Annotated in this window: 15 protein-coding genes; 9 read left to right on the top strand and 6 right to left on the bottom strand. The window is 71.1% G+C overall.

The window, feature by feature from the left end; translation table 11 throughout:
* Window positions 1–13: 13 nt before the first annotated feature.
* The 6 genes from OG828_RS17280 (at window position 14) to fxsT (ending at window position 10,546) form a co-directional block, all read left to right on the top strand.
* A complete protein-coding gene (locus tag OG828_RS17280) occupies window positions 14–1,036 on the top strand; it encodes an AAA family ATPase (protein ID WP_328357060.1) in 1,023 nt (340 codons plus the stop codon).
* Window positions 1,037–1,043: 7 nt separating this feature from the next.
* Complete coding sequence (locus tag OG828_RS17275; protein WP_328501642.1) at window positions 1,044–4,400, top strand: SAV_2336 N-terminal domain-related protein; 3,357 nt, start codon at window positions 1,044–1,046, stop codon at window positions 4,398–4,400.
* Window positions 4,401–4,426: 26 nt separating this feature from the next.
* Complete coding sequence (fxsA, locus tag OG828_RS17270; protein ID WP_328501641.1) at window positions 4,427–4,606, top strand: FxSxx-COOH cyclophane-containing RiPP peptide; 180 nt, start codon at window positions 4,427–4,429, stop codon at window positions 4,604–4,606.
* A gap of 159 nt (window positions 4,607–4,765) precedes the next feature.
* Window positions 4,766–5,956, top strand: a complete 1,191-nt coding sequence (locus OG828_RS17265; protein ID WP_328501640.1) for an FxsB family cyclophane-forming radical SAM/SPASM peptide maturase — start codon at window positions 4,766–4,768, stop codon at window positions 5,954–5,956.
* Complete coding sequence (locus OG828_RS17260; RefSeq protein ID WP_328504884.1) at window positions 5,956–7,407, top strand: aKG-HExxH-type peptide beta-hydroxylase; 1,452 nt, start codon at window positions 5,956–5,958, stop codon at window positions 7,405–7,407. Before OG828_RS17265 ends, OG828_RS17260 begins: the two co-directional genes overlap by 1 nt.
* 130 nt (window positions 7,408–7,537) lie before the next feature.
* Window positions 7,538–10,546: an FxSxx-COOH system tetratricopeptide repeat protein gene (gene fxsT, locus OG828_RS17255; RefSeq protein WP_328357049.1), complete on the top strand. Its 3,009-nt coding sequence runs from the start codon at window positions 7,538–7,540 to the stop codon at window positions 10,544–10,546.
* A gap of 123 nt (window positions 10,547–10,669) precedes the next feature.
* Here the strand turns inward: fxsT and OG828_RS17250 are convergent, their stop codons facing one another.
* The 4 genes from OG828_RS17250 to OG828_RS17235 all read right to left on the bottom strand — a co-directional run bounded on the left by OG828_RS17250 (window position 10,670) and on the right by OG828_RS17235 (window position 17,370).
* The gene (locus OG828_RS17250) at window positions 10,670–14,443 is read right to left on the bottom strand and encodes a multifunctional oxoglutarate decarboxylase/oxoglutarate dehydrogenase thiamine pyrophosphate-binding subunit/dihydrolipoyllysine-residue succinyltransferase subunit (RefSeq protein WP_328501639.1); all 3,774 of its coding nucleotides are present in this window, start codon (window positions 14,441–14,443) and stop codon (window positions 10,670–10,672) included.
* A 281-nt stretch (window positions 14,444–14,724) separates the two neighbouring features.
* Window positions 14,725–15,831, bottom strand: coding sequence for a HAMP domain-containing sensor histidine kinase (locus OG828_RS17245; protein ID WP_328357043.1), 1,107 nt, complete (start codon window positions 15,829–15,831; stop codon window positions 14,725–14,727).
* Window positions 15,828–16,568 (bottom strand): response regulator transcription factor, encoded by a 741-nt coding sequence (locus tag OG828_RS17240; protein WP_155056874.1) that lies wholly within the window; start codon window positions 16,566–16,568, stop codon window positions 15,828–15,830. The genes OG828_RS17245 and OG828_RS17240 overlap by 4 nt, the downstream gene beginning before the upstream one ends.
* 124 nt (window positions 16,569–16,692) lie before the next feature.
* On the bottom strand, window positions 16,693–17,370 hold the full coding sequence (locus OG828_RS17235; RefSeq protein ID WP_328357039.1) for a spermidine synthase: 678 nt from the start codon (window positions 17,368–17,370) through the stop codon (window positions 16,693–16,695).
* 174 nt (window positions 17,371–17,544) lie between these two features.
* On the opposite strand from OG828_RS17235, the gene OG828_RS17230 reads away from it, so the two are divergent.
* Complete coding sequence (locus OG828_RS17230) at window positions 17,545–18,264, top strand: rhomboid-like protein (RefSeq protein WP_443062409.1); 720 nt, start codon at window positions 17,545–17,547, stop codon at window positions 18,262–18,264.
* A 176-nt stretch (window positions 18,265–18,440) separates the two neighbouring features.
* Entirely contained in the window at window positions 18,441–20,855 is a 2,415-nt protein-coding gene (lon, locus tag OG828_RS17225; RefSeq protein ID WP_328357036.1) for an endopeptidase La, read from the top strand.
* Window positions 20,856–21,213: 358 nt separating this feature from the next.
* Here the strand turns inward: lon and OG828_RS17220 are convergent, their stop codons facing one another.
* Complete coding sequence (locus tag OG828_RS17220) at window positions 21,214–22,050, bottom strand: lysozyme (RefSeq protein ID WP_328357033.1); 837 nt, start codon at window positions 22,048–22,050, stop codon at window positions 21,214–21,216.
* Window positions 22,051–22,308: 258 nt separating this feature from the next.
* Here OG828_RS17220 and OG828_RS17215 point away from each other — a divergent pair, with 258 nt between their 5' ends.
* Window positions 22,309–22,800 carry a MarR family winged helix-turn-helix transcriptional regulator gene (locus tag OG828_RS17215; protein ID WP_328357030.1) on the top strand — a complete coding sequence of 164 codons (492 nt, stop codon included), beginning with the start codon at window positions 22,309–22,311 and terminating at the stop codon, window positions 22,798–22,800.
* 91 nt (window positions 22,801–22,891) lie between these two features.
* Here OG828_RS17215 and OG828_RS17210 read toward each other — a convergent pair whose 3' ends face one another.
* On the bottom strand, window positions 22,892–23,677 hold the full coding sequence (locus OG828_RS17210; protein ID WP_328501638.1) for a protein phosphatase 2C domain-containing protein: 786 nt from the start codon (window positions 23,675–23,677) through the stop codon (window positions 22,892–22,894).
* Window positions 23,678–23,979: the final 302 nt, after the last annotated feature.

Raw genomic sequence — 23,979 nt, 5'->3', positions numbered from 1 at the left:
CGAGGACCGGACCATGACCGAATCCAGTGAGTGGCTCATCTACCGGGGCGCCGGCGAACCCCACGACGGGATCGACCGGTTGCCCGCCCCGCCTCCCTGGCGTGACTTCTCCAGCCGGGACACGGCCTCGGAAGGCGGCGGATCCGAGAACCGCAGGCTGGGTGCGCACCGCCACCTGGCGGAACTGCACCGGCCGGGCGCCGAGGAACTCGAGATGATCAATGCGGCGCTCTATCTGCGCCGCCCCCTGCTGGTCACCGGAAGTCCCGGCACGGGCAAGAGCACGCTGGCCCACTCGGTGGCGTACGAACTGGGCCTCGGTGACGTCCTGCGCTGGTCCATCGTCAGCCGCTCCTCGCTCCAGGACGGCCTGTACCACTACGACGCCATCGCCCGCCTCCAGGACGTGCAGATCGCCGCGCAGGGAGGATTCGGGTCGGCGGCCGGTTCCCCGGGCGCGGTCGAGGGCATCGGCGGTTACATCCGGCTCGGCCCCCTCGGTACCGCGTTGCTGCCCTCGGACACCCCGCGCGTGCTGCTCATCGACGAGCTGGACAAGAGCGACATCGACCTGCCGAACGACCTGCTCAACGTGTTGGAGGAGGGCGAGTTCGAGATACCCGAACTGCAGCGCATAGCCGACCGGTTACCGGACGGCGAGGCGGAGGTGCTCACCGCCGACGGCACCAAGGTCCGCGTCCGTGACGGCCGGGTGCGCTGCCGCGCTTTCCCGTTCGTGGTCCTCACCAGCAACGGAGAGCGCGACTTCCCCGCCCCCCTGATGCGCAGGTGCATCCACCTGGAACTCGGGCACCCCGACCACAGCCGGCTGGCGACCTTCGTACGCGCTCATCTCGGCGACGAGGCGGCACGCGCGGGCGACGACCTGATCAGCCGGTTCCTGGAACGCTCCCGCAGTGAACTCCTGGCCACGGACCAGCTGTTGAACGCGATCTACCTCACGGACGCGGCCGCCCCGCCCAGCCGTGACCGGCTGGCCGAACTGCTCATCCAGCGACTCGACCGCCCGAGGTGAGGTGCTGATGCCCGACGCGGCGGCGCGGCACGGTCCCCTCTCCTCCGGCCCGGACTTCGAGGCCGGCCGGTCCGGCGGGCCCACGGGCGACCCGATCGCCGAACTGGTCCTCCGGCTGCGGGAGATCGGGCTCGACCCCGACGCCGAGCAGCTCAGTGACGCGCTGTGGCTGGCCGACTGGATCCGGCCCGCGAACACCGAGGCCGCGGGGGAGGTGCCCACCGGCTCCGGCACGATGCCGGTGCCGTCCGACGGTCGGCCGCCCGGCCGGGAGCCGGGCACCGTGGCGCCCGAGGACCCGGGCCCCGCCCTGGTCCTGCCGCCGGAACCACGACCGCAGGACGTCGGTTCCGGCCGGAGCGTGACGCTGTACCCGGTGCCGCGGGGCGGGGCGCGGCGGATCGGGGGACCGGGGCGGCTGACGGCTCTGCCGGTGGGGGTGCCCATGGCCCCTGCCCTGCCGTCCCAGCTCGAACTCCAGCGCGCATTACGGCCGTTGCAGGCCTACCGCAGCGCCGCTCCGCCGCTGCGCACGGAGCTCGACGAAGCAGCGACAGCGGACCTCAGCGCTCGGGCCGGCGGCCTCGTCCTGCCCGTCCACCGGGCCGTGATCCGGGGGGACGCGCGGCTGCAACTCGTGCTGGACGCCTCCCCCTCGATGCGCGTGTGGGAGCAGCTGTTCCGCGAACTGAAGCAGGTCTTCGGCCAGTTGGGCGCCTTCGGCGACATCCAGATCAGCCATCTCCACGAGGGCCCGGACGGAGAACCGGTCGTCGGCCGCAGCCCCGACGCGTCCGCGGCGCCGCTGCACACCGTGGAGAGGCTGAGCGACCCGACAGGGCGGCGGATCACGCTCCTGGTCAGCGACTGCGCCGGCCCGCTGTGGCGCAGCGGCCACGCCCACCGACTGCTCCACCACCTCTCCCGGCAGGCACCGGCCGCGGTGCTCCAGCCCCTGCCGCAGCGCCTGTGGAACCGCACCCGACTGCCGGTGACGTACGGCGAGTTGACGCGTGGGGCGGCGCTGGGCGGCGCCGCCGCACTGCGGGTGCGATCGTCGGCCGGCGCCCCTGAGGGCGCGCTGCCGGTGCCTGTGCTGCCGCCCGAGCCGGTCGCGCTTGGTGCCTGGGCGCGGCTGCTCTCCGGCACCGGGGCCGGGCCGGTGGCGGGGGCGGTGGGCTGGGTGCGCCCCGACCATCAGCCCGCCCCGGGGCCGCGCCCGGGACCGTCGCGGACGCCGGTGGAGCGGGTCAGCAGGTTTCGCTCCACCGCCTCCCCGGCGGCCGGCCGGCTCGCCGTCTACCTGGCCGCGGCTCCGCTCTGCCTGCCGGTGATGCAGCTGGTCCAGCGGACCATGCTGCCGGACTCGGGGCCGTCCGAGCTTGCCGAGGTCCTGCTCAGCGGCCTTCTCTCACGGGCCCGGGAGGACTACGGGGACGACGGCGCCCAGTGGTACGAGATGGAGCCGGACGCGCAGGAGGCGCTGCTGTCGACGCTGGGCCGGGACGAGGCCGTGCTGGTCCTCAAGCACTGCTCCGAGTACATCGAGCACCGCTTCGGCAAGGGCGGCCCCAACTTTCCCGCGCTGGCCCTGGCGCAACTCGGCAACGGCGGTTCGGGGCGCCCGTACGCCCCCGGCGACGGGCAGTCCGCGGACGGTGACAGCGGCACGGCGCCCCTGGTGCCGCAGCCCTTCGCGGAAGTGGCCGTCCGGGTCCTGGAACGGTTCATGCCGCTGCCCGAGCAGCTGAGGCTCTTCGGCGCCCGCCCCGGCCAGGGGCACGCCGGGGAGCGGCCGACGCACGAGGCGGTGATCCGGGCCCGTGAGCTGCTCGTCCGGTTCGACCGCGAGGGCATGGTGCAGGACCTCATCGACGCCGTGCACATGCTGCGCGGGGCCGCCGAACACGAGCAGCCGCCCGGCACGGATCCGGAGCTGTGGGCCGAGTACGCGCGCTGCGCGCTGCGGCTGTGGGAGGTGCAGGGCGCCGCCGAACTGCTCCAGGAGGCAGAGACGGCGGCCGAGCGTGCCGTCGCCCATCCGCACGCGGTGCACGAACGGGCCGTACTGGCACGGGTCCTGCACGCGGCCGCCACCGACCGCAGGCGCCGCGGTGACGCGCGCGGTGCGCTCGACCTGCTGCGCCGCGCCGACCGCGAGTACGCCGTGGCCTGCGCGGCGCCCGGCCTGGACCAGAACGAGGCGCTGCGGCTCACCCTGGAGCGCGTGGACGCCCTCGGGGCGCAGTGGCGCCTGGGCAGCGACAGCGCGCTCCTGCAGACCGCGGTGGGCATGCTGGAGGCGTTCGTCGACGTCTGGCCCGACCGCGGTGGCCGGCCGGCCGAACTCCCGCTGGCGCACGGCCGTGTGCTGCTGCGCCTGTCGGAGTCCACGACCGACCCCGAACAGGCTCGGGGCTACGCCGAGCAGAGTGCGCAATCACTGCGTGACGCGCTGGAGAGCGGGACCGTCGAACCGGTGCGGGAGCGGGTACGTGTCCACCTCGACCTGCTCGACGCGCTGCTGAGGTCGGGCGGATCGCTGGACGAGGCGCGGGAGCGGGTCGAGGCGGCACTGGGACTCGCCCGCGAACGCGGCCTGCGGGCCGAGTTGCTGGTGCGCTCCGGACGGATCGCCGTGGCCCGGTACGACGAGTCGCGCGAACCGCGTGAGCTGCGCGAGGCCGCCGGCCGTTTCGAACAGGCCGCCCGCGGAATGCCGCGCGACGCCCCCGCTCACGCGGAGGTGCTCGCCGAGTGGGGCGGAGTGCTGCTGCGGCTGGCGGGACTGGAGAGTGGGGCGCGGGCGCAGGAGGACCTGTCCCGGGCCATCAAGGTCCTGCGGGACTGCCGCATGGAGACCCACGAGGGCGGTCGGCAGGTCGCTCACCGGCTGCTGCTGCTCGGCCAGGCGGTGATGCTGCGGTACCGGTCCCGGGGCGACCGGGTCGATCTCCGGGAGGCCGAGCACCTCTTCGGGCTCGCCGCGGCGCAGGCCGACGATCCGTTGCTGGCCGCCCGGTGCCGACTGGAGCTCGGGCGGGCCCAGTACGAGGCGTACCGGAGCCTGGGCCGCCCCAGGCGGCTCGACGACGCGGTCGACGCGTTCCGGGCGGCCGCCGAGCGTGCCCGGGAGGCGGAGCCGCTGGCGCAGACGGCCCGCCGGCGTCAGGAAGCCGTGGAACTCGGCGCGCAGGCGCACCACTGGCGGGGTATGTCCTACGAAGCGGCGGCGCGCCCCCGGGCCGCCCGTGAGGCATATCGGGCGGCACGCGGGCAGTGGTCGAAGCTGCCGTCCGACAGCCTGAGCACGAGTCCGCCGACGGCACGGGACACGGGCGAGCGGCTGGCGGAGCTGGAGTGAGCGCGGCGAGGGGAGAGGAACCGGGTATGGACGCACGGGAGAAAGCCGGGCCGGAGGCCGCGGAGCCACTGCCGGATGTGCTGGGACTGGACCTGGAGGAGCTGAGGACCTCTCAGAACCCGGTGCTGCGCGAGGTGCTGGCGGATCTGCGGGAGCGGTCGCTGCGCCCGAAGGAGATGCTCTGGGGGTGGAACAACTCCTTCTGAGTGCGTCGGACACTCGACGCGCGTCACGTCAGTTTCGGTCGGGTTGTTTACCGAATCGGTCAGAATCGAACAGTCGGCGTTTCGGGCACGACGCCGTACGGGAAACCGATCCGTGCGGCCGGGGTCGTGGCGCGAGCAGACGACATGGGGGGTGCTGGTGTGTCCGGAGAGCTCCTTCCCGGTCCGGCGCCCGAACACCCCGTCCCCTTCCGGCAGTTCGTGGTGAAGGTCCACGGACGCTGCAACCTCGCCTGCCGTTACTGCTACCTCTACGCGGGCCCGGACCACACCTGGCGCACCCGGTCCGCCGCCGCCTCCCCCGAGGTGCTGGACCGCACCGCGTCCCGTATCGCGGAGCACGCGCGCAGCCACGACCTGGCCGCCCTTTCCCTGGTCCTGCACGGCGGAGAACCGCTGCTGGCGGGCGCGGCCACCCTCGGCCGGTTCACCACCGCGGTCCGCGACCGGGTCCCGGCCGGGTGCACGGTCCGGGCCACCGTCCAGACCAACGCCACCCTGCTGACCGAGCACCGGCTGGCCGTCCTGGCCCGGCACCGCGTCAGCGTCGGCATCAGCCTCGACGGAGGCCTCGCCGCCCACAACGCACGGCGTGTCGACCACGCGGGGCGCCCGTCCTGGCCCGCCGCCGCACGCGGGGCGCGTCTGGTCGCCGAGCGCTTCCCGCGGTCGTACGCCGGAATCCTCGCGGTCGTCGACCCCACCCAGGAGCCCGTGGAGACCTACGAATCGCTCCTCGCCCTGCGTCCACCGGCCGTGGACCTGCTGCTGCCGCACGGGAACTGGTCGGCTCCGCCACCTCACTGGGACCGTACGGGGACGGTGTACGGCGACTGGCTGTGCGCCGTCTTCGACCGCTGGTGGCAAGCCGGGCGGCGGGAAACGCGGGTGCGGCTCTTCGAGGAGTGCATCGCGCTGCTGCTCGGGCTGCCCGCGGCCACGGAGTCGCTGGGGCTCGCGCCCGTCGACGCCGTGGTGGTCGAGACGGACGGGGCGATCGAGCAGGTGGACTCCCTGAAATCGGCCTATGACGGCGCGGCCCGGACCGGCCTCGACGTCTTCCGGCACACCTTCGACGACGCCCTGCGGCATCCGGGCGTGGCCGCCCGGCAGGCGGGCGCGGCGGCGCTCGCCGGGCAGTGCCGGGCCTGCCCGCTCGTGGCGGTCTGCGGAGGCGGCCACTACGCCCACCGGTACGGGGCGGAGCACGGTTTCCGGAACCCGTCCGTGTACTGCGCCGACCAGCAGCGGTTCATCCGCCATGTGGCCACAAGGCTCGCCGGGGAGACAGCCGCGGCCCTCCCGGCCTCTTCCGAAGGGGGCAGCCCGTGATCCTCCCGCAGGTCCCGGACCGGGCTCTGGCCGAGCTCGGCCGCACGGAAGGCGGCACCGACACACTCGCCCTGCTCGTGCGTGACCAGGACACCCGACGGCTGCTCCTGCTGCGGGCCGTGCTCGACGCGGCCGACGCGGCTGATCCGGCGGTGTGTTCCGCCGGGCAGAAAGCACGCCTGAGGGACGACTGGGCGCTGCTGGCGGAAGCGGACCGCGCCGCGCCGGCCGGCCGGCGCGGCGCCGAGGCCACCGAGGGCGACGCGGTCTCCCCGGCGCGTGCCCTGCTGCTCCAGCCGCTGACCGGGCCGTGGGCGGTGAGCTGCCTGCGCGGGCTGGCTCCCGGGGCGGGACCCGCCGACGACGAGCGAATACGCGAACTGCGGCGCGCCCTGGCCCACTTCGGCGCGCTCGTCACGGTGGCCGCCGTACGCGCCGGGATTCCCGTCACCAAGCGGCTGACCGCCCGGGACGGCGTGCTCAGCCTGCCGTCCCTCGGAGCGCTGCACACCGCGGGATCCGGCGACGTGTCCGTCGAAGTGGACGCGCGCGACGGCCGCCTGACCTTGCGGCAGACCGACGCTCCGGATGTGGTCGTGTTCCTGGAGAGCCGCTTCGGCGCCTGGTCCGGAGCACCGGCCTGGACGCCGGCGCACGCGCTGCCCGGGCTGACGTCCGGTGCCGCGCCCATGCCCCTGGACGACCTCGACCCCTATCGCGCCGTGCGCGGCGGACCCCGCCATCACACCCTGAGCGGACCGACCACGCTGGACGACGTGGAGCGCAAACGGTGGCTGCAGGCCTGGTCGGGGACCGCCGCCGCGCTGCGCTCGGGCGGCGGGCACCGGCTGACGGAGGCGCTGGCGCTGCTGCGGTGCCTGGTCCCGCTGGAGATGCCGCCGGGCGCGGACGGCCGCGGCGGTTGCAGCGCGACTCGGCGCGAGGCGTTCGGCGCCCTGCTGAGCAGCACCCCGCCCTCCCCGGTGGCCTTCGCCGGGACACTCGTCCACGAACTGCAGCACGCGAAGCTCGCGGCACTGAGCGACATGGTGACACTGCATCAATCGGCTGCGGACGCACGGTACTTCGCACCCTGGCGGCCCGATCCCCGCCCGTACGACGGTCTGTTGCAGGGCGCCTACGCGCACCTCGGGCTCGCGGACTTCTTCCAGCGCCGAGCGCTCACCGGGGAACCGGCGCACCGAGAGTCCGCATGGGCCCAGCACGCGCGCTACCGCGCCCAGGTCGGTGCGGTCCTTCCGGCACTCGTCGGATCACCGCATCTCACCGTGCGCGGACGCCAGTTCGTCGACGAGATGGTCGCCGCCCACGAACGTATGGCCGCACACCCCGCGCCCCGCGGCCACACCGCCCGCGCACAGGCGTACCTGAAATCCTCACGCACCCTGTGGACGCAGCGTCAGTCCACGTCGCTGCCGCCAAATGGCTGAGAATACCCGCGTGGGACCGTCCGCTACGGAAAGATCGTCGAGCCTGGGTGTCTTTCGCGGGTGCACCTCACTTACCAGCGATGCGCCGAGGTTCTAGGATTTTTGTGGACTACGCGCTGGAGGCCGCTGCATGTCTGGAGCTCGTACGCCGGTCGGGTCGACCGAGGGGGAGGCGGCGAAACAGACCGTCACGATCAGCTTCGCCGGGTTCAACCGAGCCTGGGCCGCCTGGATCGGTGACCGGCTGGAGCGCAGAGGGCTGCGCGTGGTGTACCAGCGCTGGGACTCCCCGGCCGACGTCCCGCTCGTGGACCTGCTGCGCGGCCTGAAGCTGGCCGAGGGCCGCATCCTCGTCATCGTCAGCGAGTGGTACTTCCAGTTGGGGCCACGCAGCCGCGAGGAGTGGAACGAGGCGCTGGAGGAGGTGGTGGCCCCCGACCCGTCCCGCTTCGCGGCCGTCTCGGTCACCACGGCGTCCGTGCCTCCCGCCGCCGCAGTACTGGCCCCCGTCGAGCTGATCAACATGGGCGCCGACGAAGCCGAGCGACGACTCCTCGACCGCCTGGGCCTGCCGTCCGACCCCGTCCCGGAGCGGGCCGCCGCGCGCCGCGCCCCCCGCTTCCCGGCGTCCATGCCCGAGGTGTGGGGCCAGGTACCCCGCCGCAACACCCGGTTCACGGGCCGCGAGTCGCTCCTCAACGAGGCCTACCACCTCTTGCAGAACGCGTCCTCCGGCGCCGGCGTGGTGACCTTCCACGGCATGTCCGGGGTGGGCAAGACCCAGCTCGCCGCCGAGTACGTCTACCGCTTCAACTCCGAGTACGACGTCGTCTGGTGGGTCAACTCCGAGAGCCGCGCCACCTACCGGCGCCTGCTGGCCGAACTCGCCCCCCGGCTGGGACTGAACACCGGCCAGGAGTACGGCGAGCGGCTGCGTGCCGTCCGCGACGCCCTGCGCCGCGGTGACCCGCACGCCCGATGGCTGCTGATCCTGGACGGCGCCGACGAGCCCGATCAGATCTGGGACATGGTGCCGACGGGCCCGGGACACGTGATCATCACCTCCCGCAACCCCGAGTGGAGCGAGCACAACAGCATGCTGCTGCCGGTGCCGGTCTACGAACGGTTCGAGTCGGTCGCCTTCCTGCGCCGCCGTGCGCCCAGGCTGTCGGAGCCGGAGGCCGACCAGCTGGCGGAGGCCCTTGAGGACCTTCCGCTGCTGCTGGACCAGACCGCCGGCTGGCTGAACGACTCGGACCTGTCGGTGGAGGAGTACATCGGGCTGCTGGAGGGCGGTGTCGACCAGGACGTGGTGAAGGTGTCCGCGGACTTCCCCCTCGCCTTCCAGACCGCCTGGTCGATACTGCTGAACAAACTCCGCGAGACCGTTCCCGAGTCCGTCGACCTGCTGCGCCTGTGCACCTTCTTCGCGCCCGGCTTCATCCCCGTACGCCTGCTGCGGGAGATGCGCAGCGACGACCTGCCGGAACAGATCGCCGGACTGCTCGACGACCCGCTGTTGTGGAACAAGGCGATCAACCAGCTGCGCCAGTACTCGGTGGTCCGCCTGGAGTCCCACGAGGCCACCGGCGACGAGGGAACCTCCTCGGGCGACTCGGTCTATCTGCACCGCATGGTCCATCAGATCGTCCACAAGGACATGCCGGAAGGGGACCGGGAGGAGTTCGTCGACGTGGTCCGGCGGGCCCTGGTGGCCGCCGACCCACGCAGGCCCACCGACACCCGCCTGTGGCCGGGGTACGCGGAGATCGTGCCGCACCTCAAATACGCGGACGTCCTCAACAGCCGGGACCCGGGCGTCCAGGGCCTGGTGCTCAACTGCCTGCGGTACATGTACTTCTCCGGTGAGTACGCGGCCGGCATCAAACTCGGCGGGCGCGCTCTGGAGGCCTGGCGCCGGCTGCTGGGGGAGAGTCACCCGCGGATCTGGGAGCTGTCCTTCCACTACGTCAACGTGCTGCGCGCGACCGGCGAATACGCCCGTACGGAGGCCCTCAACCGCGCTGCCGTCGAGTATCTGCGGGAGGAACGGGGACCGCAGGACCTGGACCACTTGCGCGCCGCCAGCGGACTCGCGGCGGACCTGCGCGGCCTCGGCCGGTACGACGAGGCGCTGGAACTCAACCGCTGGGTGCTGACCGCCTACAAGGAACTCCTCGGCGACCAGGACTCCCGCACGCTCAACGCACGCAACAACGTGGCCGTCTCCCTGCGGCTGCTGGGCGCCTACGGCGAGGCGCTCGACCTCGACCGGCAGGTCATGGAGGCGAGGCGGACGGCGCTGAAGGGGCGTCACCCGTGGACCCTCGACTCCCAGATCTCCTACGCCACCGACCTGCGGCTGCTCGGCCGCTACGGCGAGGCGGAGTCGGTCCAGGCGCAGAGCGTCCGGGAGAACCGCATCACCATGGGCGAGACCAACCCGCAGACCCTCAAAGCGGAGTACAACCTCGCGCTGTGCCATTACCGCAACGGTGACCGGGGGCAGGCCGGGAAGCTCTTGACCAGCGTCCTGGAGCGCGGTGAGCGGGTGATGGGCGAGACCCACCCGTGGACCCTGATGTTCGGCTGCGCGCAGAGCTGCTTCGCGCGGGAGAACGGCGACATCGACCAGGCACGGGAGCTGAGCGAGGCCATCGTGGCCCGCTACGAGCTGATGTTCGCCGAGGGGCACCCGTTCATCGCCGGGGCACGCGCCAATCAGGCGCTGATCCTCAGGAACGTGGGCGAACGGGAGCACAGCCACGTCCTCATCGAGCAGGCGCTGGCCGAGATGACCCAGGCGGTCGGGCCGGACCACCCCTGGACGCTGGGCAGCGCCGTCAACACCTCGGCCCTGCGCAACCTCATCGGCGACACCGAGGGTGCCGCCGCACTCAGCAGGGACACGGTCACTCGCGCCGCCGGGACACTCGGACGCACCCACCCGCTCACCCTGTCGGCGCGTATCGCGCACGCCGCCGACCTCCGTGGGCTGCGGGAGCGCCGACAGGCGGAGAAGGTCGAGCAGGAGGCACTCTCGGACCTCGAGGCGACACTGGGCCGGCAGCACGTCCACACCATCTCGGCCCGTTCCCGCAACCGTCCGTACTGGGACTTCGAACCCCAGACCACATGACGCCAGACCACATGACGGGTGACGGGTAGCAGAACCCAGAACCGACGCCGAAGGGCCCGGCCCCGGAGAAACTCCGGAACCGGGCCCTTCGGCGTGTGCCGTCGTAGGTGCCGTCCGCGAGGACTACGCCTCGAACACCTCACGCACCAACTGCTCCTGCTCCGCCTGGTGCCGCTTCGCGGAGCCCACCGCCGGGGACGAGCCGTGCGGGCGCGAGATGCGCCGCAGCCGCTCGCCGTGCGGGATGTCGGCGCCGACCGCGAGGTCCAGGTGGTCGATCAGGTTGAGGGCGATGAACGGCCAGGCACCCTGGTTCGCCGGCTCCTCCTGGGCCCACAGGTACTTCTCGGCGTTCGAGTACTTGGCGATCTCGGCCTGGAGCTCGGCACCCGGCAGCGGGTACAGCCGCTCGATGCGGATGATCGCCGTGTCGATGGCGCCGCGCTTCTGACGCTCCGCCTCCAGGTCGTAGTACAGCTTGCCCGCCACGAAGACGACCTTGCGGACCGCGGCCGGATCCGCGCTCGCGTCGCCGATGACCGGGCGGAACTGACCCGACGTGAACTCCTCCGTCTTCGACGCGGCGGCCTTGAGGCGCAGCATCGACTTCGGCGTGAAGACCACCAGCGGCTTGTGGTGCGGGTTGTGCACCTGCCACCGCAGGAGGTGGAAGTAGTTCGACGGGAGCGTCGGCATCGCGACCGTCATGTTGTTCTGGGCGCAGAGCTGGAGGAAGCGCTCGACGCGGGCCGAGGAGTGGTCCGGGCCCTGGCCCTCGTAGCCGTGCGGGAGGAGCAGCGTCACGCCGCTCGTCTGGCCCCACTTCTGCTCCGCCGCCGAGATGTACTCGTCGACGATCGTCTGCGCGCCGTTGACGAAGTCGCCGAACTGCGCCTCCCACATCACCAGCGCCTCGGGACGGGCCAGCGAGTAGCCGTACTCGAAGCCCATGACCGCGTACTCGGACAGCAGGGAGTTGTAGACGTTGTACCGCGCCTGGTCCTCGGCGAGGTACTGCAGCGGGGTGTACTCCTCGCCCGTCTGACGGTCGATGAGCACCGCGTGGCGCTGGCCGAAGGTGCCGCGCTGGGAGTCCTGGCCGGACAGGCGGACCGGGGTGCCCTCCAGCAGGAGGGAGCCGACCGCGAGGGTCTCGCCCATGCCCCAGTCGATCGTGCCGTCCTCGACCATCGCCGCCCGGCGCTGCAACTGCGGCAGCAGACGCGGGTGGACGTTGAAGGAGTCCGGGATGTTGACCTGGGACTCGGCGATCCGCTTCACGACCTCCGTGGAGATCGCGGTGCCCACGGCGACCGGGAAGTCGGCCTGCGGGTCCGACACCGGAGCCGCGGCCGGCTGCGAGACCGCCTCACGGACCTCCGTGAAGACCTTCTCCAACTGGCCCTGGTAGTCCTGCAGCGCCTGCTCGGCCTCTTCCAGGGTGATGTCGCCGCGACCGATCAGGGACTCGGTGTACAGCTTGCGCACCGAGCGCTTCTTGTCGATCAGGTCGTACATCAGCGGCTGGGTGAAGGCCGGGTTGTCCGACTCGTTGTGACCGCGGCGGCGGTAGCAGATGAGGTCGATCACCACGTCCTTGTTGAACGCCTGGCGGAACTCGAAGGCCAGCCGCGCGACGCGCACGCAGGCCTCCGGGTCGTCGCCGTTCACATGGAAGATCGGGGCCTCGATCATGCGCGCCACGTCGGTGGCGTACATCGACGAGCGGGACGACTCCGGCGCGGCGGTGAAGCCCACCTGGTTGTTGATGACGACGTGGACCGTGCCGCCGGTGCGGTAGCCGCGCAGCTGCGACATGTTCAGGGTCTCGGCCACCACGCCCTGGCCCGCGAAGGCCGCGTCGCCGTGGATCGCCACCGGCAGGACCGTGAAGTCCGTGCCGCCCTTGTTGATGATGTCCTGCTTGGCGCGGGAGATGCCCTCGATGACCGGGTCGACCGTCTCCAGGTGGGACGGGTTCGCGGCCAGCGAGACCTTGATCTGCTCGCCGTCCAGGCCCGTGAACGTGCCCTCGGCGCCCAGGTGGTACTTCACGTCGCCGGAGCCGTGCATCGACTTCGGGTCGAGGTTGCCCTCGAACTCGCGGAAGATCTGGGCGTACGACTTGCCGACGATGTTCGCGAGGACGTTCAGCCGGCCGCGGTGGGCCATGCCGATGACGACCTCGTCCAGGCGGGACTCGGCGGCTGAGTCCAGCACCGCGTCCAGCAGCGGGATGACGGACTCGCCGCCCTCCAGGGAGAAGCGCTTCTGGCCGACGTACTTCGTCTGCAGGAACGTCTCGAAGGCCTCAGCGGCGTTCAGCCGGCGCAGGATGCGCAGCTGCTCCTCGCGCTCCGGCTTGGTGTGGCCGCGCTCGACCCGGTCCTGGATCCACTTGCGCTGCTTGGGGTCCTGGATGTGCATGAACTCGATGCCGGTGGTGCGGCAGTACGAGTCGCGCAGCACGCCGAGGATGTCGCGCAGCTTCATCATCGACTTGCCGGCGAAGCCGCCGACGGCGAACTCGCGCTCCAGGTCCCACAGGGTGAGGCCGTGCTCGACGATGTCGAGGTCGGGGTGCTTGCGCTGGCGGTACTCCAGCGGGTCGGTGTCGGCCATGACGTGGCCGCGGACCCGGTAGGAGTGGATCAGCTCGAAGACGCGGGCGGCCTTGGTGACGTCGTCGTCGTGCGAGGCGTCGATGTCCTTGAGCCAGCGGACCGGCTCGTAGGGGATGCGCAGCGACTCGAAGATCTCGTCGTAGAAGCCGTTCTCGCCGAGGAGCAGGTTGGCGACGGCGCGCAGGAACTCGCCGGAGGCCGCGCCCTGGATCACCCGGTGGTCGTACGTCGACGTGAGCGTCATGACCTTGGAGATGCCGAGCTTGTTCAGCGTGTCCTGGGAGGTGCCCTGGAACTCCGCCGGGTAGTCCATGGAGCCGACGCCCATGATGACCGACTGACCGGGCATCAGGCGGGGGACCGAGTGGACCGTGCCGAGGCCGCCGGGGTTGGTCAGCGAGACCGTGACACCGGTGAAGTCGTCCATCGTCAGCTTGTTGTCGCGGGCGCGACGGACGATGTCCTCGTAGGCCTGCCAGAACTCGAAGAAGTTCAGCGTCTCGGCCTTCTTGATGGCCGCGACGACCAGCTGGCGGTCGCCGTTCGGCTTCACCAGGTCGATGGCGAGGCCGAGGTTGATGTGCGCCGGCTTGACCAGCGTCGGCTTGCCGTCCTTCTCGCCGAACGCGTAGTTCATCGACGGCATGGCCTTGATGGCCTGCACCATCGCGTAGCCGATCAGGTGCGTGAAGGAGATCTTCCCGCCCCGGGCGCGCTTGAGGTGGTTGTTGATGACGATGCGGTTGTCGAACAGCAGCTTCACCGGGACCGCGCGCACGGACGTGGCCGTGGGCAGCTCCAGCGACGCGTTCATGTTCTTGGCGACCGCGGCGGAGGGGCCGCGCAGCGTCACGTACTCCGGGCCGTCGGGGGCCTGGGTCGCGGGCGCGGCCTTGGGCGCGGCGGCCGCGGGCTTGGCGGGCGCCTTCGCCGGGGCGGGAGTCGCGGCGGCGGGCTTCGGGGCCGCGGGCGCCGGAGCCGGGGCCGCGGGAGCGGCCGGTGCGGCCGGGGTCTGCGCCGGCTGAGCCGTGGTGGTGGTGCCCGCGGCCCCCGCGGCCGCGGTACCCGCCGGAGCCGACGGGGCGGCGGCCCCGGGCTTGTAGTCGGCGAAGAAGTCCCACCAGGCGCGGTCTACGGAATTCGGGTCCTGGAGGTACTGCTGATAGATCTCGTCGACGAGCCACTCGTTCGGCCCGAACGCGGCCGCGGGGTTCTTCCCCGCTTGGTCGGTGTCGGTCGAGATGCTCGAGTTACTGGGGGACTGTGGCGACACGGCGGCAACCGCCCTCTTCCGCTTCACAAGGTGATGGACAGCGGGAATCAAGGCTACGCCCCCATGGCCGCGTAGGTCAGTCCGGGCCTGCCCATCGTCGTGTAAGTCACACTGAACCGCGTGTTTCGGTGGTGGAAATGGCGGGAAACAAGCGAGGTTCCGGTGCGGAAGGGATGGCTCGGCCCCGACCCGGCGCGATCACGGCGCGGGCCTCTGCCTGATCACACGTGTCCCGCAGCGGGGACCGGCGTGGATCTTGTGGCTCCGGATCGAACTTTACGTCAACTTTGCATGGAAGGCTCGCCCGGAAGGGTGATCAGAATCCGGCAACCCCGCTTGGATTCGGCCACGCCGATCCGGCCGCCGTGCAGATCCACCGCCCAGCGGGCGATCGCCAGGCCCAGCCCCGTGCCACCGTCGCTGCCGGGTCCGTGCGGGCGGTTCACGGCTCCCCGGTTGAACCGCTCGAACACGCGGTGCCACTCCGACCTGGGGATACCGGGCCCCTCGTCGAGGACCTCCAGCTCCAGCGACTCGGGGCAGTTCCCGCGCCGGGCCTTCACCGTCACCCGGCCGTGCGGCGGGCTGTGCTTGACCGCGTTGTCGATCAGGTTGGCGACGACCTGGTGGATCCGCTCGGGGTCGGCGTGCGCGGTCAGCTCCGGCGGGGAGACGTCGAGGTGCAGATGGACGTCCGTACGGGTGTGGGTGCCGGATCCGGACGCGATGCCCGCGCGGACCGGGGCGACCATGTTGGCTTCCTTGAGCACGCCCGACAGATACGGCCACACCTCGAAACGCCGCTTCTTCAGCGGTACCACGCCGTTGTCGAGCCGGGACAGGTCGAGCAGGGTCTCCACCAGCCGCCCGAGCCGCTCCGTCTGTTTCAGGGCCGTCCGCATGGTCTCCGGGTCGGCCTCGGTGACGCCGTCGACGATGTTCTCCAGGACCGCGCGCAGGCCCGCGATCGGCGTCCGCAGCTCGTGCGAGACATTCGCCACCAGCTCCTTGCGCTGGCGCTCCTGCTCCTCCAGCTCGTCGGCCATGGCATTGATCGTCTCGGCCAGATCGCCCAGCTCGTCACGCCGGTTGTCCCGCACCCGGCGCGTGTAGTCGCCCTGCGCGATGGACCGGGCCACCGCGTTCATCTCGTCCAGCGGCGCGGTCAGCGAGTGCGCCACGAACTGCGTGATCAGCAGAGTGGCGATCATCGAGAAGACCGTGATGAAGCGCAGCTCGGTCTCGGTGCGCATCGCGATCATCATCAGACCGGTGGTGATCAGGACCGAGATGACGACGAGCGCGCCCAGCTTGGTCTTGATCGAGAACGGACGTACGCCGCCCCAGGGTCCCCCGGGGCCTCTGCGCGGGGCAGGCCCGTCGGTCATGGCGTCGGCGTCTCCAGCGCATAGCCCACGCCGTGCACCGTCCGGATCCGCTCGGCACCGATCTTCCGCCGCAGCGCCTTGATGTGGCTGTCGACGGTCCGGGTGCCGGAGGCGTCCGCCCAGTCCCACACCTCGGCGAGCAACTGCTCACGGGAGAGCACCGCGCGTGGGGTGTTCGCCAGGCAGACCAGCAGATCGAACTCGGTGGGCGTGAGGTGCACGTCCTCGGACCTGACCCGCACCCGGCGCTGCGCGTGGTCGATCTCCAGCTCACCGAGGCGCAGGATGCCGCTGCGCGGCGTGGAGGCGGCGATCGCGGCCCGCTCCACCCGGCGCAGCAGTACGTGCACCCGGGCGGCCAGCTCCCGCATGGAGAACGGCTTGGTCATGTAGTCGTCGGCGCCGACGCCGAGCCCGACCAGCATGTCCGTCTCGTCGTCACGTGCCGTGAGCATCAGCACCGGCACCGGCCGCGCGGCCTGCACGCGCCGGCAGACCTCCAGGCCGTCGAAGCCCGGCAGCATGATGTCGAGGATCAGCAGATCAGGCTGCCAGGCCTCGGCCGTGTCGACGGCGGCCGGGCCGTCGCCCGCCGTCTGTACGAGAAATCCTTCGGCACGCAGGCGGGTGGCGATGGCGTCCACGATCGTGGGGTCGTCCTCGACCACCAGCACCCGGCGCTGTGCGCCCGGGGTGGCCGTCGCCGTGCCGTTGTGGGAGGTGTGTGTCTGCTCCATCGCCCGCCCCTGAAGTTGCTTTCCGGAATCCGTGGGGTGATCCCTTATGACTGCGCATGTCTGCGATTGACGCTTGAATGATCGGCGTCAGGGAAGCAGAGTACGGGGAGTCACCGGCCGTTTGCTATCCAGGTCGGACGCCGAGATGCACGACGTCCGGAACGCCCCGGGCAACCGGGATCTCATCGGTACGCACCTGTTGGAAACCGGCATTCCATAGGGTTCCTTCAAATTCCGGAGAGGGCTTCGCCGACCATACGGCCAGTACACCCCCTGGCCTCAACACCCGTGCGCAACTTGCCAGTCCGGCCGGTGAGTACAGCCCCTCGTTGCCCTCGGTGACGGTCCATTCGGGTCCGTTGTCGATGTCGAGGCACAGGGCGTCGAACGTGTCGCAAGTCTCATTGACGTAAGAGATCAGGTCACTCTCGACGATCTCCGTGCGGGGATCCGTGAGGGCCTTTGCGGACACTTCGGACAGCGGACCTTCGCGGTGCCAGTCGATGACGGCCGGCTCGCGTTCGACGACGGTGATGCGGCCCCAGCGCCGGTTCTCCGTCGCATGCGCGAGCGAGAAACCGACGCCCAGGCCTCCGATCAGCACGGTCGGCCGCTCACGGGCGTCCAGGGCATCGAGCGCCACGTCGACGAGCCGCCGCTCCGAGCGGCCGTCGGAGGTGTCCATCAGGAAGCAGCCGTTCGCGATGATCTGCAGCAGTCCGCCGTGGCGGCGCAGGACGACCTCTCCGTACGGGCCCTCGCGACGGTCCAGGACTTCGGGCATGTCGTATGCGGTGGGCATCGACCCATCGTGGCACTTCTTTGACGGATTGTTGACGGAATTCGCGGAGAGGCCACGGGGTCGCCGGTGGTCGTCTGAGAGTTCGGTGTGAATCGGCTGCGAGGTGGCGTCCGTCACAGACGACGGCTCGCGAGGGCGCGGAGGGTGGCGGAGCAACGGAAGGAGCGCCGCACGGTGGAACGGAACGCGCCGACGACGTCTCCTGACGTCCTTCCCGAGGTCTCCGGGCTGCTGAACGGGGTGCCGCGGCAACGGGGCCCGATGCCGGCGCCCCCTCGCAAGCGAGCCCGCCGTCCATGGCAGTTGCTGCCCACCCCCACAGGCACCCCCTTCACCTTCACCTACGCGGCCGTGCTGGCGGGCACCTCGCTGATCATGGAGTACGCCGATCCGGCCGTCGTCCACACCCTCGTCCAGGGCTCCAGCACGGACGTGGCGCACCTCGTCACCACCCCCGTGTTCGTGCTGCTGGCCAGCGCGCTGTGGGTCGCGGGCGGACTGCTGTCGCCGTACGCGGTGGCCTTCCTGCTCGTCCTCACCGCCCTGGAACGGCGGATCGGCGGGGCGCGTACGGCCCTTGTGTTCCTGGCCGGGCATGTGCTGGCCACCCTCGCGACCGAAGTCCCCATCGGCCTCGCGGTACTGGCGGGCCATCTGCCCGACTCCTCGCTCCATCGCCTCGACTACGGCATCAGCTTCGGCGTCGCGGCGTCGATCGGTGCGTTGGCGGGGCTGCTGTCGCCGTGGCTGCGGTGGCCGCTGCTGGGGCTGTTCGGGTGGGTGCTGGTGGATGACCTGATGGCGTTTCTGGATCCGATGTCCAATTGGGGGCATTTGATCGCGCTGGGGGTTGGGATCGGGATGTGGCCGATCGTGCGGCGCGCTTCGCGCTAGCGACACAGCCCCGCGCACCGACCTGGTAGCACCGGGAATTCGCGGGCGCCTGCGGCGCTTCCCCCTTCACCAGCGCCGTCGCCTCGATCGCTGACAGCGAACACATGCTGGGGAACATTCGGAGGCTCACGAGCATTGAGTCGGCATAGCTCAACTTGACTGCCGAAGGGGAGATCATGGCTTCGACGTCCTCACCGCTCACCCTGCCCGTGCTGCCGCTCGACGACGAGGTCGTGCTGCCCGGGATGGTGGTGCCGCTGGATCTGAACGACACCGATGTACGGGCCGCGGTGGAGGCCGCTCAGGCCGCCGCGCGGTCGGAGCCGGGGAAGCCGAAGGTGCTGCTGGTGCCGCGCATCGACGGGACGTACGCGGGCACCGGTGTGCTCGGCACCGTCGAGCAGGTCGGCCGGCTCGCCGACGGTGACCCGGGCGCCCTCATCCGGGGGCGCGGGCGCGTGCAGATCGGGGCCGGGACCACCGGGCCGGGCGCGGCGCTGTGGGTCGAGGCGACCAGGGTCGAGGAGAGCGTGCCCGAGCCGCTGCCGGGCCATGTCACCGAACTGGTCAAGGAGTACAAGGCCCTTGCCACCGCCTGGCTGCGTCAGCGCGGCGCCTGGCAGGTCGTGGACCGCGTACAGGCCATCGACGACGTCTCCGCGCTCGCCGACAACTCCGGCTACTCGCCCTTCCTCACCACCGAACAGAAGATCGAGCTGCTGGAGACCGGCGACCCCGTCGCCCGCCTCAAGCTCGCCACCCAGCAGCTGCGTGACCACCTCGCCGAGCAGGACGTCGCCGAGACCATCGCCAAGGACGTCCAGGAGGGCGTCGACAAGCAGCAGCGCGAGTTCCTGCTCCGCCGTCAGCTGGAAGCCGTACGCAAGGAACTGCGCGAGCTGAACGGCGAGAAGGACGGCGAGGAGTCCGACGACTACCGCGCCCGCGTCGAGGCCGCCGACCTCCCCGAGAAGGTCCGCGAGGCCGCGCTCAAGGAGGTCGACAAGCTGGAGCGGTCCAGCGACCAGTCCCCGGAGGGCTCCTGGATCCGCACCTGGCTCGACACCGTCCTCGAACTGCCGTGGAACGAACGGACGGAGGACGCGTACGACATCCAGGGCGCGAAGGAGGTCCTCGACGCCGAGCACGCGGGCCTGGAGGACGTGAAGGAGCGGATCACCGAGTACCTGGCCGTGCGCAAGCGGCGCAGCGAGCGTGGCCTCGGTGTCATCGGCGGACGGCGCGGCGGTGCCGTACTGGCCCTCGTCGGCCCGCCCGGCGTCGGCAAGACCTCGGTCGCCGAGTCGGTCGCGCACGCCATGGGCCGCAAGTTCGTGCGCGTCGCCCTCGGTGGCGTCCGCGACGAGGCGGAGATCCGCGGCCACCGGCGTACGTACGTCGGCGCGCTGCCCGGCCGCATCGTCCGCGCCGTCAAGGAGGCCGGGTCGATGAACCCGGTCGTCCTGCTCGACGAGATCGACAAGGTGGGCTCGGACTTCCGCGGCGACCCGGCGGCGGCCCTCCTCGAGGTCCTGGACCCGGCGCAGAACCACACGTTCCGCGACCACTACCTGGAGGTCGAACTCGACCTGAGCGATGTCGTCTTCCTCGCCACGGCCAACGTCCTGGAGGCCATCCCGGAGGCCCTGCTCGACCGTATGGAGCTGGTCCGCCTCGACGGCTACACCGAGGACGAGAAGATCGTCATCGCCCGCGACCACCTGCTCCCGCGCCAGCTGGAGCGGGCCGGTCTCAACGAGGACGAGGTCGTCATCGACGAGAGCGCGCTGCGCAAGCTCGCCGGCGAGTACACGCGCGAGGCGGGCGTCCGCAACCTGGAGCGCTCGATCGCACGGCTGCTCCGCAAGGTCGCGGCGCAGCACGAACTGGGCGAGCGGAAGCTGCCGTTCACCGTCGGTGACGGTGACCTGCGTGACCTGATCGGCCGGCCGCACCACGTGCCCGAGTCCGCGCAGGACCCGGCGGAGCGCCGTACGGCGGTCCCCGGTGTCGCCACCGGTCTCGCGGTGACCGGCGCGGGCGGTGACGTCCTGTTCGTCGAGGCGTCGCTGGCCGACCCGGAGACGGGCGCGGCGGGCCTGACGCTGACCGGCCAACTGGGTGACGTGATGAAGGAGAGCGCGCAGATCGCCCTGTCCTTCCTCCGCTCGCACGGCGCCGAACTGGAGCTGCCGGTCGCCGACCTGAAGGACCGGGGCGTGCACATCCACTTCCCGGCGGGCGCGGTGCCGAAGGACGGCCCGAGCGCGGGCGTCACGATGACGACCGCCCTCGCGTCGCTGCTCTCCGGCCGTCTGGTCCGCACGGACGTGGCGATGACCGGCGAGGTCTCGCTGACCGGCCGGGTCCTCCCGATCGGCGGCGTGAAGCAGAAGCTCCTCGCGGCCCACCGGGCGGGCGTCACCACCGTCGTCATCCCCAAGCGCAACGAGCCCGACCTGGACGACGTCCCCGCCGAGGTGCTGGACAAGCTCGACGTCCACACCGTCACCGACGTCCGCCAGGTCCTGGAACTGGCCCTGTCGTCGGCCACGAGCGACGCGGCCCCGGAGGTTCCGGTCGCGGCGTGACGGGCGCGACCGGACAGGCAAGGCCCGGGTCCCTGTGAGGGAGGCCCGGGCCTTCGCCGTACGGCGGGGACGTCGGCGTCAGCCGTTGGCGAGCGCGACCACCCGGTCCAGCGAACCGTTACTGCATTTCCCGGGGGATAACCCCGGACCCCCAGCCGGGGCGGCGTGGTACTAGCCGTTGGCCAGCGCCACAACCCGGTCCAGCGAACCGTTACTGCATTTCCCGGGGGATAACCCCGGACCCCCAGCCGGGGCGGCGTGGTACTAGCCGTTGGCCAGCGCCACAACCCGGTCCAGCGAACCGTTACTGCATTTCCCGGGGGATAACCCCCGGACCCCCAGCCGGGGCGGCGTGGTACTAGCCGTTGGCCAGCGCCACAACCCGGTCCAGCGAACCGTTGAACTTGTTGTGGTCCCCGACCGTCGGCCCGGAGGACGTGTACTGCCACATCGTGTAGTACGACCATCCCGCGGGCAGCGTCCCCACGGTCGACGCGTACCGGGCGACCCACAGCGGGTTGGCGGAGGCGAAGCCGGCGTAGTTGCCGGTGCACTGGGTCCACCAGCTGGTGGCCGTGTAGATGACGGCGTCGCGGCCGGTGCGGGCCTTGTACTGGTTCAGGAAGTCACGGATCCAGCTGACCATGCCGCTCTGCGTCTTGCCGTAGCAGGCCGCGCCGTACGGATTCCACTCGATGTCGAGCGCGCCGGGCAGGGTCTTGCCGTCGCGGGTCCAGCCGCCGCCGTGGTCGACGAAGTAGTTCGCCTGGGCGGCACCGCTGGTGGTGTCGGGGGTGGCGAAGTGGTAGGCGCCGCGGACCATGCCGACGTTGTAGGAGCCGGCGTACTGCTGGGCGAAGTAGGGGTTCGTGTAGTACGTCCCCTCGCTCGCCTTCGTGTAGGCCCACCGGACGCCGCTGCTCCAGAGGGTGGACCAGGCGACGTTGCCCTGATGGCTGGAGACGTCCACGCCCTCCGTCTGGCCGGCGCGGGTGTCGGCGGGCAGGCCGTGCTGCCCGTCATGGGCGACGACGCCCATGCCCATGTAGGCGGAGCCGCGGGCCGGCTTGTCGGCGTCCGGCTCCTCGTCGGCGGTGGCCGGGGCGGCGAGGGCGAACAGGAGGGACAGGGCGGCGAGCAGGGTGCCGGCGAGGGAGAGGCTGGGGTGTACCGATCCAAGTCTGTGCACGGTCATAGCGTGCCTCCGAGGGCTCGGTTGTGCGCGGTGGAGCAGGCGTTGGAGGGAACGCGGCCGCCGGCGCCGCTTCCGATGCGTCTGGCGTGGGCATGTCATCAAGTTCCTGACAAGGGAAGCTACGCACGTCGAAGACCGGGTGGGAAGGGGGTCCGGGGGCTGCCGTTGGTCTACGCCTGCGAAATACTGAGGGAGCTGCGGCTATGACTGCATTTGGCGGAAACTTTCAGGACCCGGAAATTCAAGGTAGGGGCTGACGTGCACGAAGACGGAAACGGCGGCGGACGTCGAGTCGAATCCGACACGTCGCCGAGTGGTGTGGACCGGGAATTCCTGTCCCTGGAGCGCGAGTTGACGGTGCTGCTGCGCCGGGCCCGGGCCAATCAGGGCGAGATGGCCCGCGAGGTCCACCCCGACCTGGAGTCCGCCGCGTACGGTCTGCTCGTCCGGCTCGATGAACTCGGCGGCCAGCGCGCCACGGAACTCGCCGCGTACATCGGTGTCGGGAAGGCGACGATGTCGCGTCAGTTGCGTGCGCTGGAGGATCTCGGTCTTGTCGTCCGTGAGCCCGACCCGGCGGATGGGCGGGCCTGGCTCATCCATCTGACGGAGGAAGGGCGCGGACGGGTGGGCAAGGTCCGGGAGGCCCGCCGGGCGCGGTACGTCAACCAGCTCGCGCACTGGGATCGCGGGGAGGTCGCCGAGCTGGCGCGGCTGCTGCATCAGCTGAACCGGCAGATGGAGAGTTAGCGCTCCGCGGTGCGCGTCTTCGTCTGCGGGTTCGTTGTGGCTGGTCGCGCAGTTCCCCGCGCCCCTTCGGGGGCGCTTCATCAAGGGCGTTTTACAGCTCCGCGTACACCACCGTCGCGTCGTCGTGCGTCTTGCTGCCTCGGAGGTGTACCCGCTCCGTGTCCGCCAGTTCCAGTGCGCGTACCCGCGCCACCAGCTCCCCGGCGCCCTCCTTGCGTACGAGGTCGAAGCAGTCTGCCCAGTTGCCCGCGGCGAACTTCTCCACCCAGCGGGTCGCGCCGTCCGTGAGGGCGGCCAGGGCCCGGACCTCGCGGCGCGGGAGCGCGCCCGTCACCGCGTGTGCCGCGACCGTCGGGTCCGCGGCGGCGGTGTAGAAGCCGCCCTCCTTGTTGCGGACGGTGGCGTCGGCGATGGCGTCGGTGGTGAGGGAGGTGCGGGGGAGGCGGGAGAGGCGGTCGTCGAGGAGGGGGGTGATCGTGGCGTCGGGGGACTCCAGCAGGAGCGCCGAGTCGGAGAGGACCAGGTACTCGACGGTCTCGGGTGACCAGCGGGCCAGGACCACGGTTGCCTGTGGGGTGCGTGGGTGAGAAAGGTCACAGGTTTGCGCATGGGACTCGGCGGTACGCGCGATGGCGGAGGCAAGGGCTTCGGCCAGCGGAACATCCGGGAGGGAAACGGTCAGTTCGGTCAAGGCGCCGCCGAGACGTGCGCAGTACCAAGGGACGGAATGCAGACAGCCCGTCCCGTCCTTCGGGGGTGTCACCCCGTCCAGGACGACCACCGTGCCGCCCTGTCCGGAAGCCGGGAGGGCGAGGCTCGCGAAGTCCTCGTTGGGGTGGGTCGGATCGCCGGGCTCCGAGACAACTTCGGTTCGCATTCGGCCAGTCTCCACGAGCTCTTCACGAGGTTCGTCAAAGGGGCGCAACAGTCGCCGAGTTGGCGCACTTGTGCAGGACCCTCGCAGGTCAGAAGCCTGAAATGGGGTGGAATGGTTTCTTCCGGGAAGGCGTGGCGGCACATAATGCCATCGTGCGCCGCGGACGTCCAACCGGCCCGCCGCCGGGGCCCGTCGGAGGCGCCACGGGAACTTGCCCGCCCACTGCCGACCGGGGTTCACTCCTTCGGGTGGCGGGTCAGGTGATGCGCGACCGCTGCCCACCGGCGTGGGAGGGTCGGGAT

The organism is Streptomyces sp. NBC_00457 (genome assembly GCF_036014015.1).
Taxonomy (GTDB): Bacteria; Actinomycetota; Actinomycetes; order Streptomycetales; family Streptomycetaceae; genus Streptomyces.
Note: the sequence above shows the minus strand (reverse complement) of the source record. Positions and strands in the feature narration are given on the sequence as shown.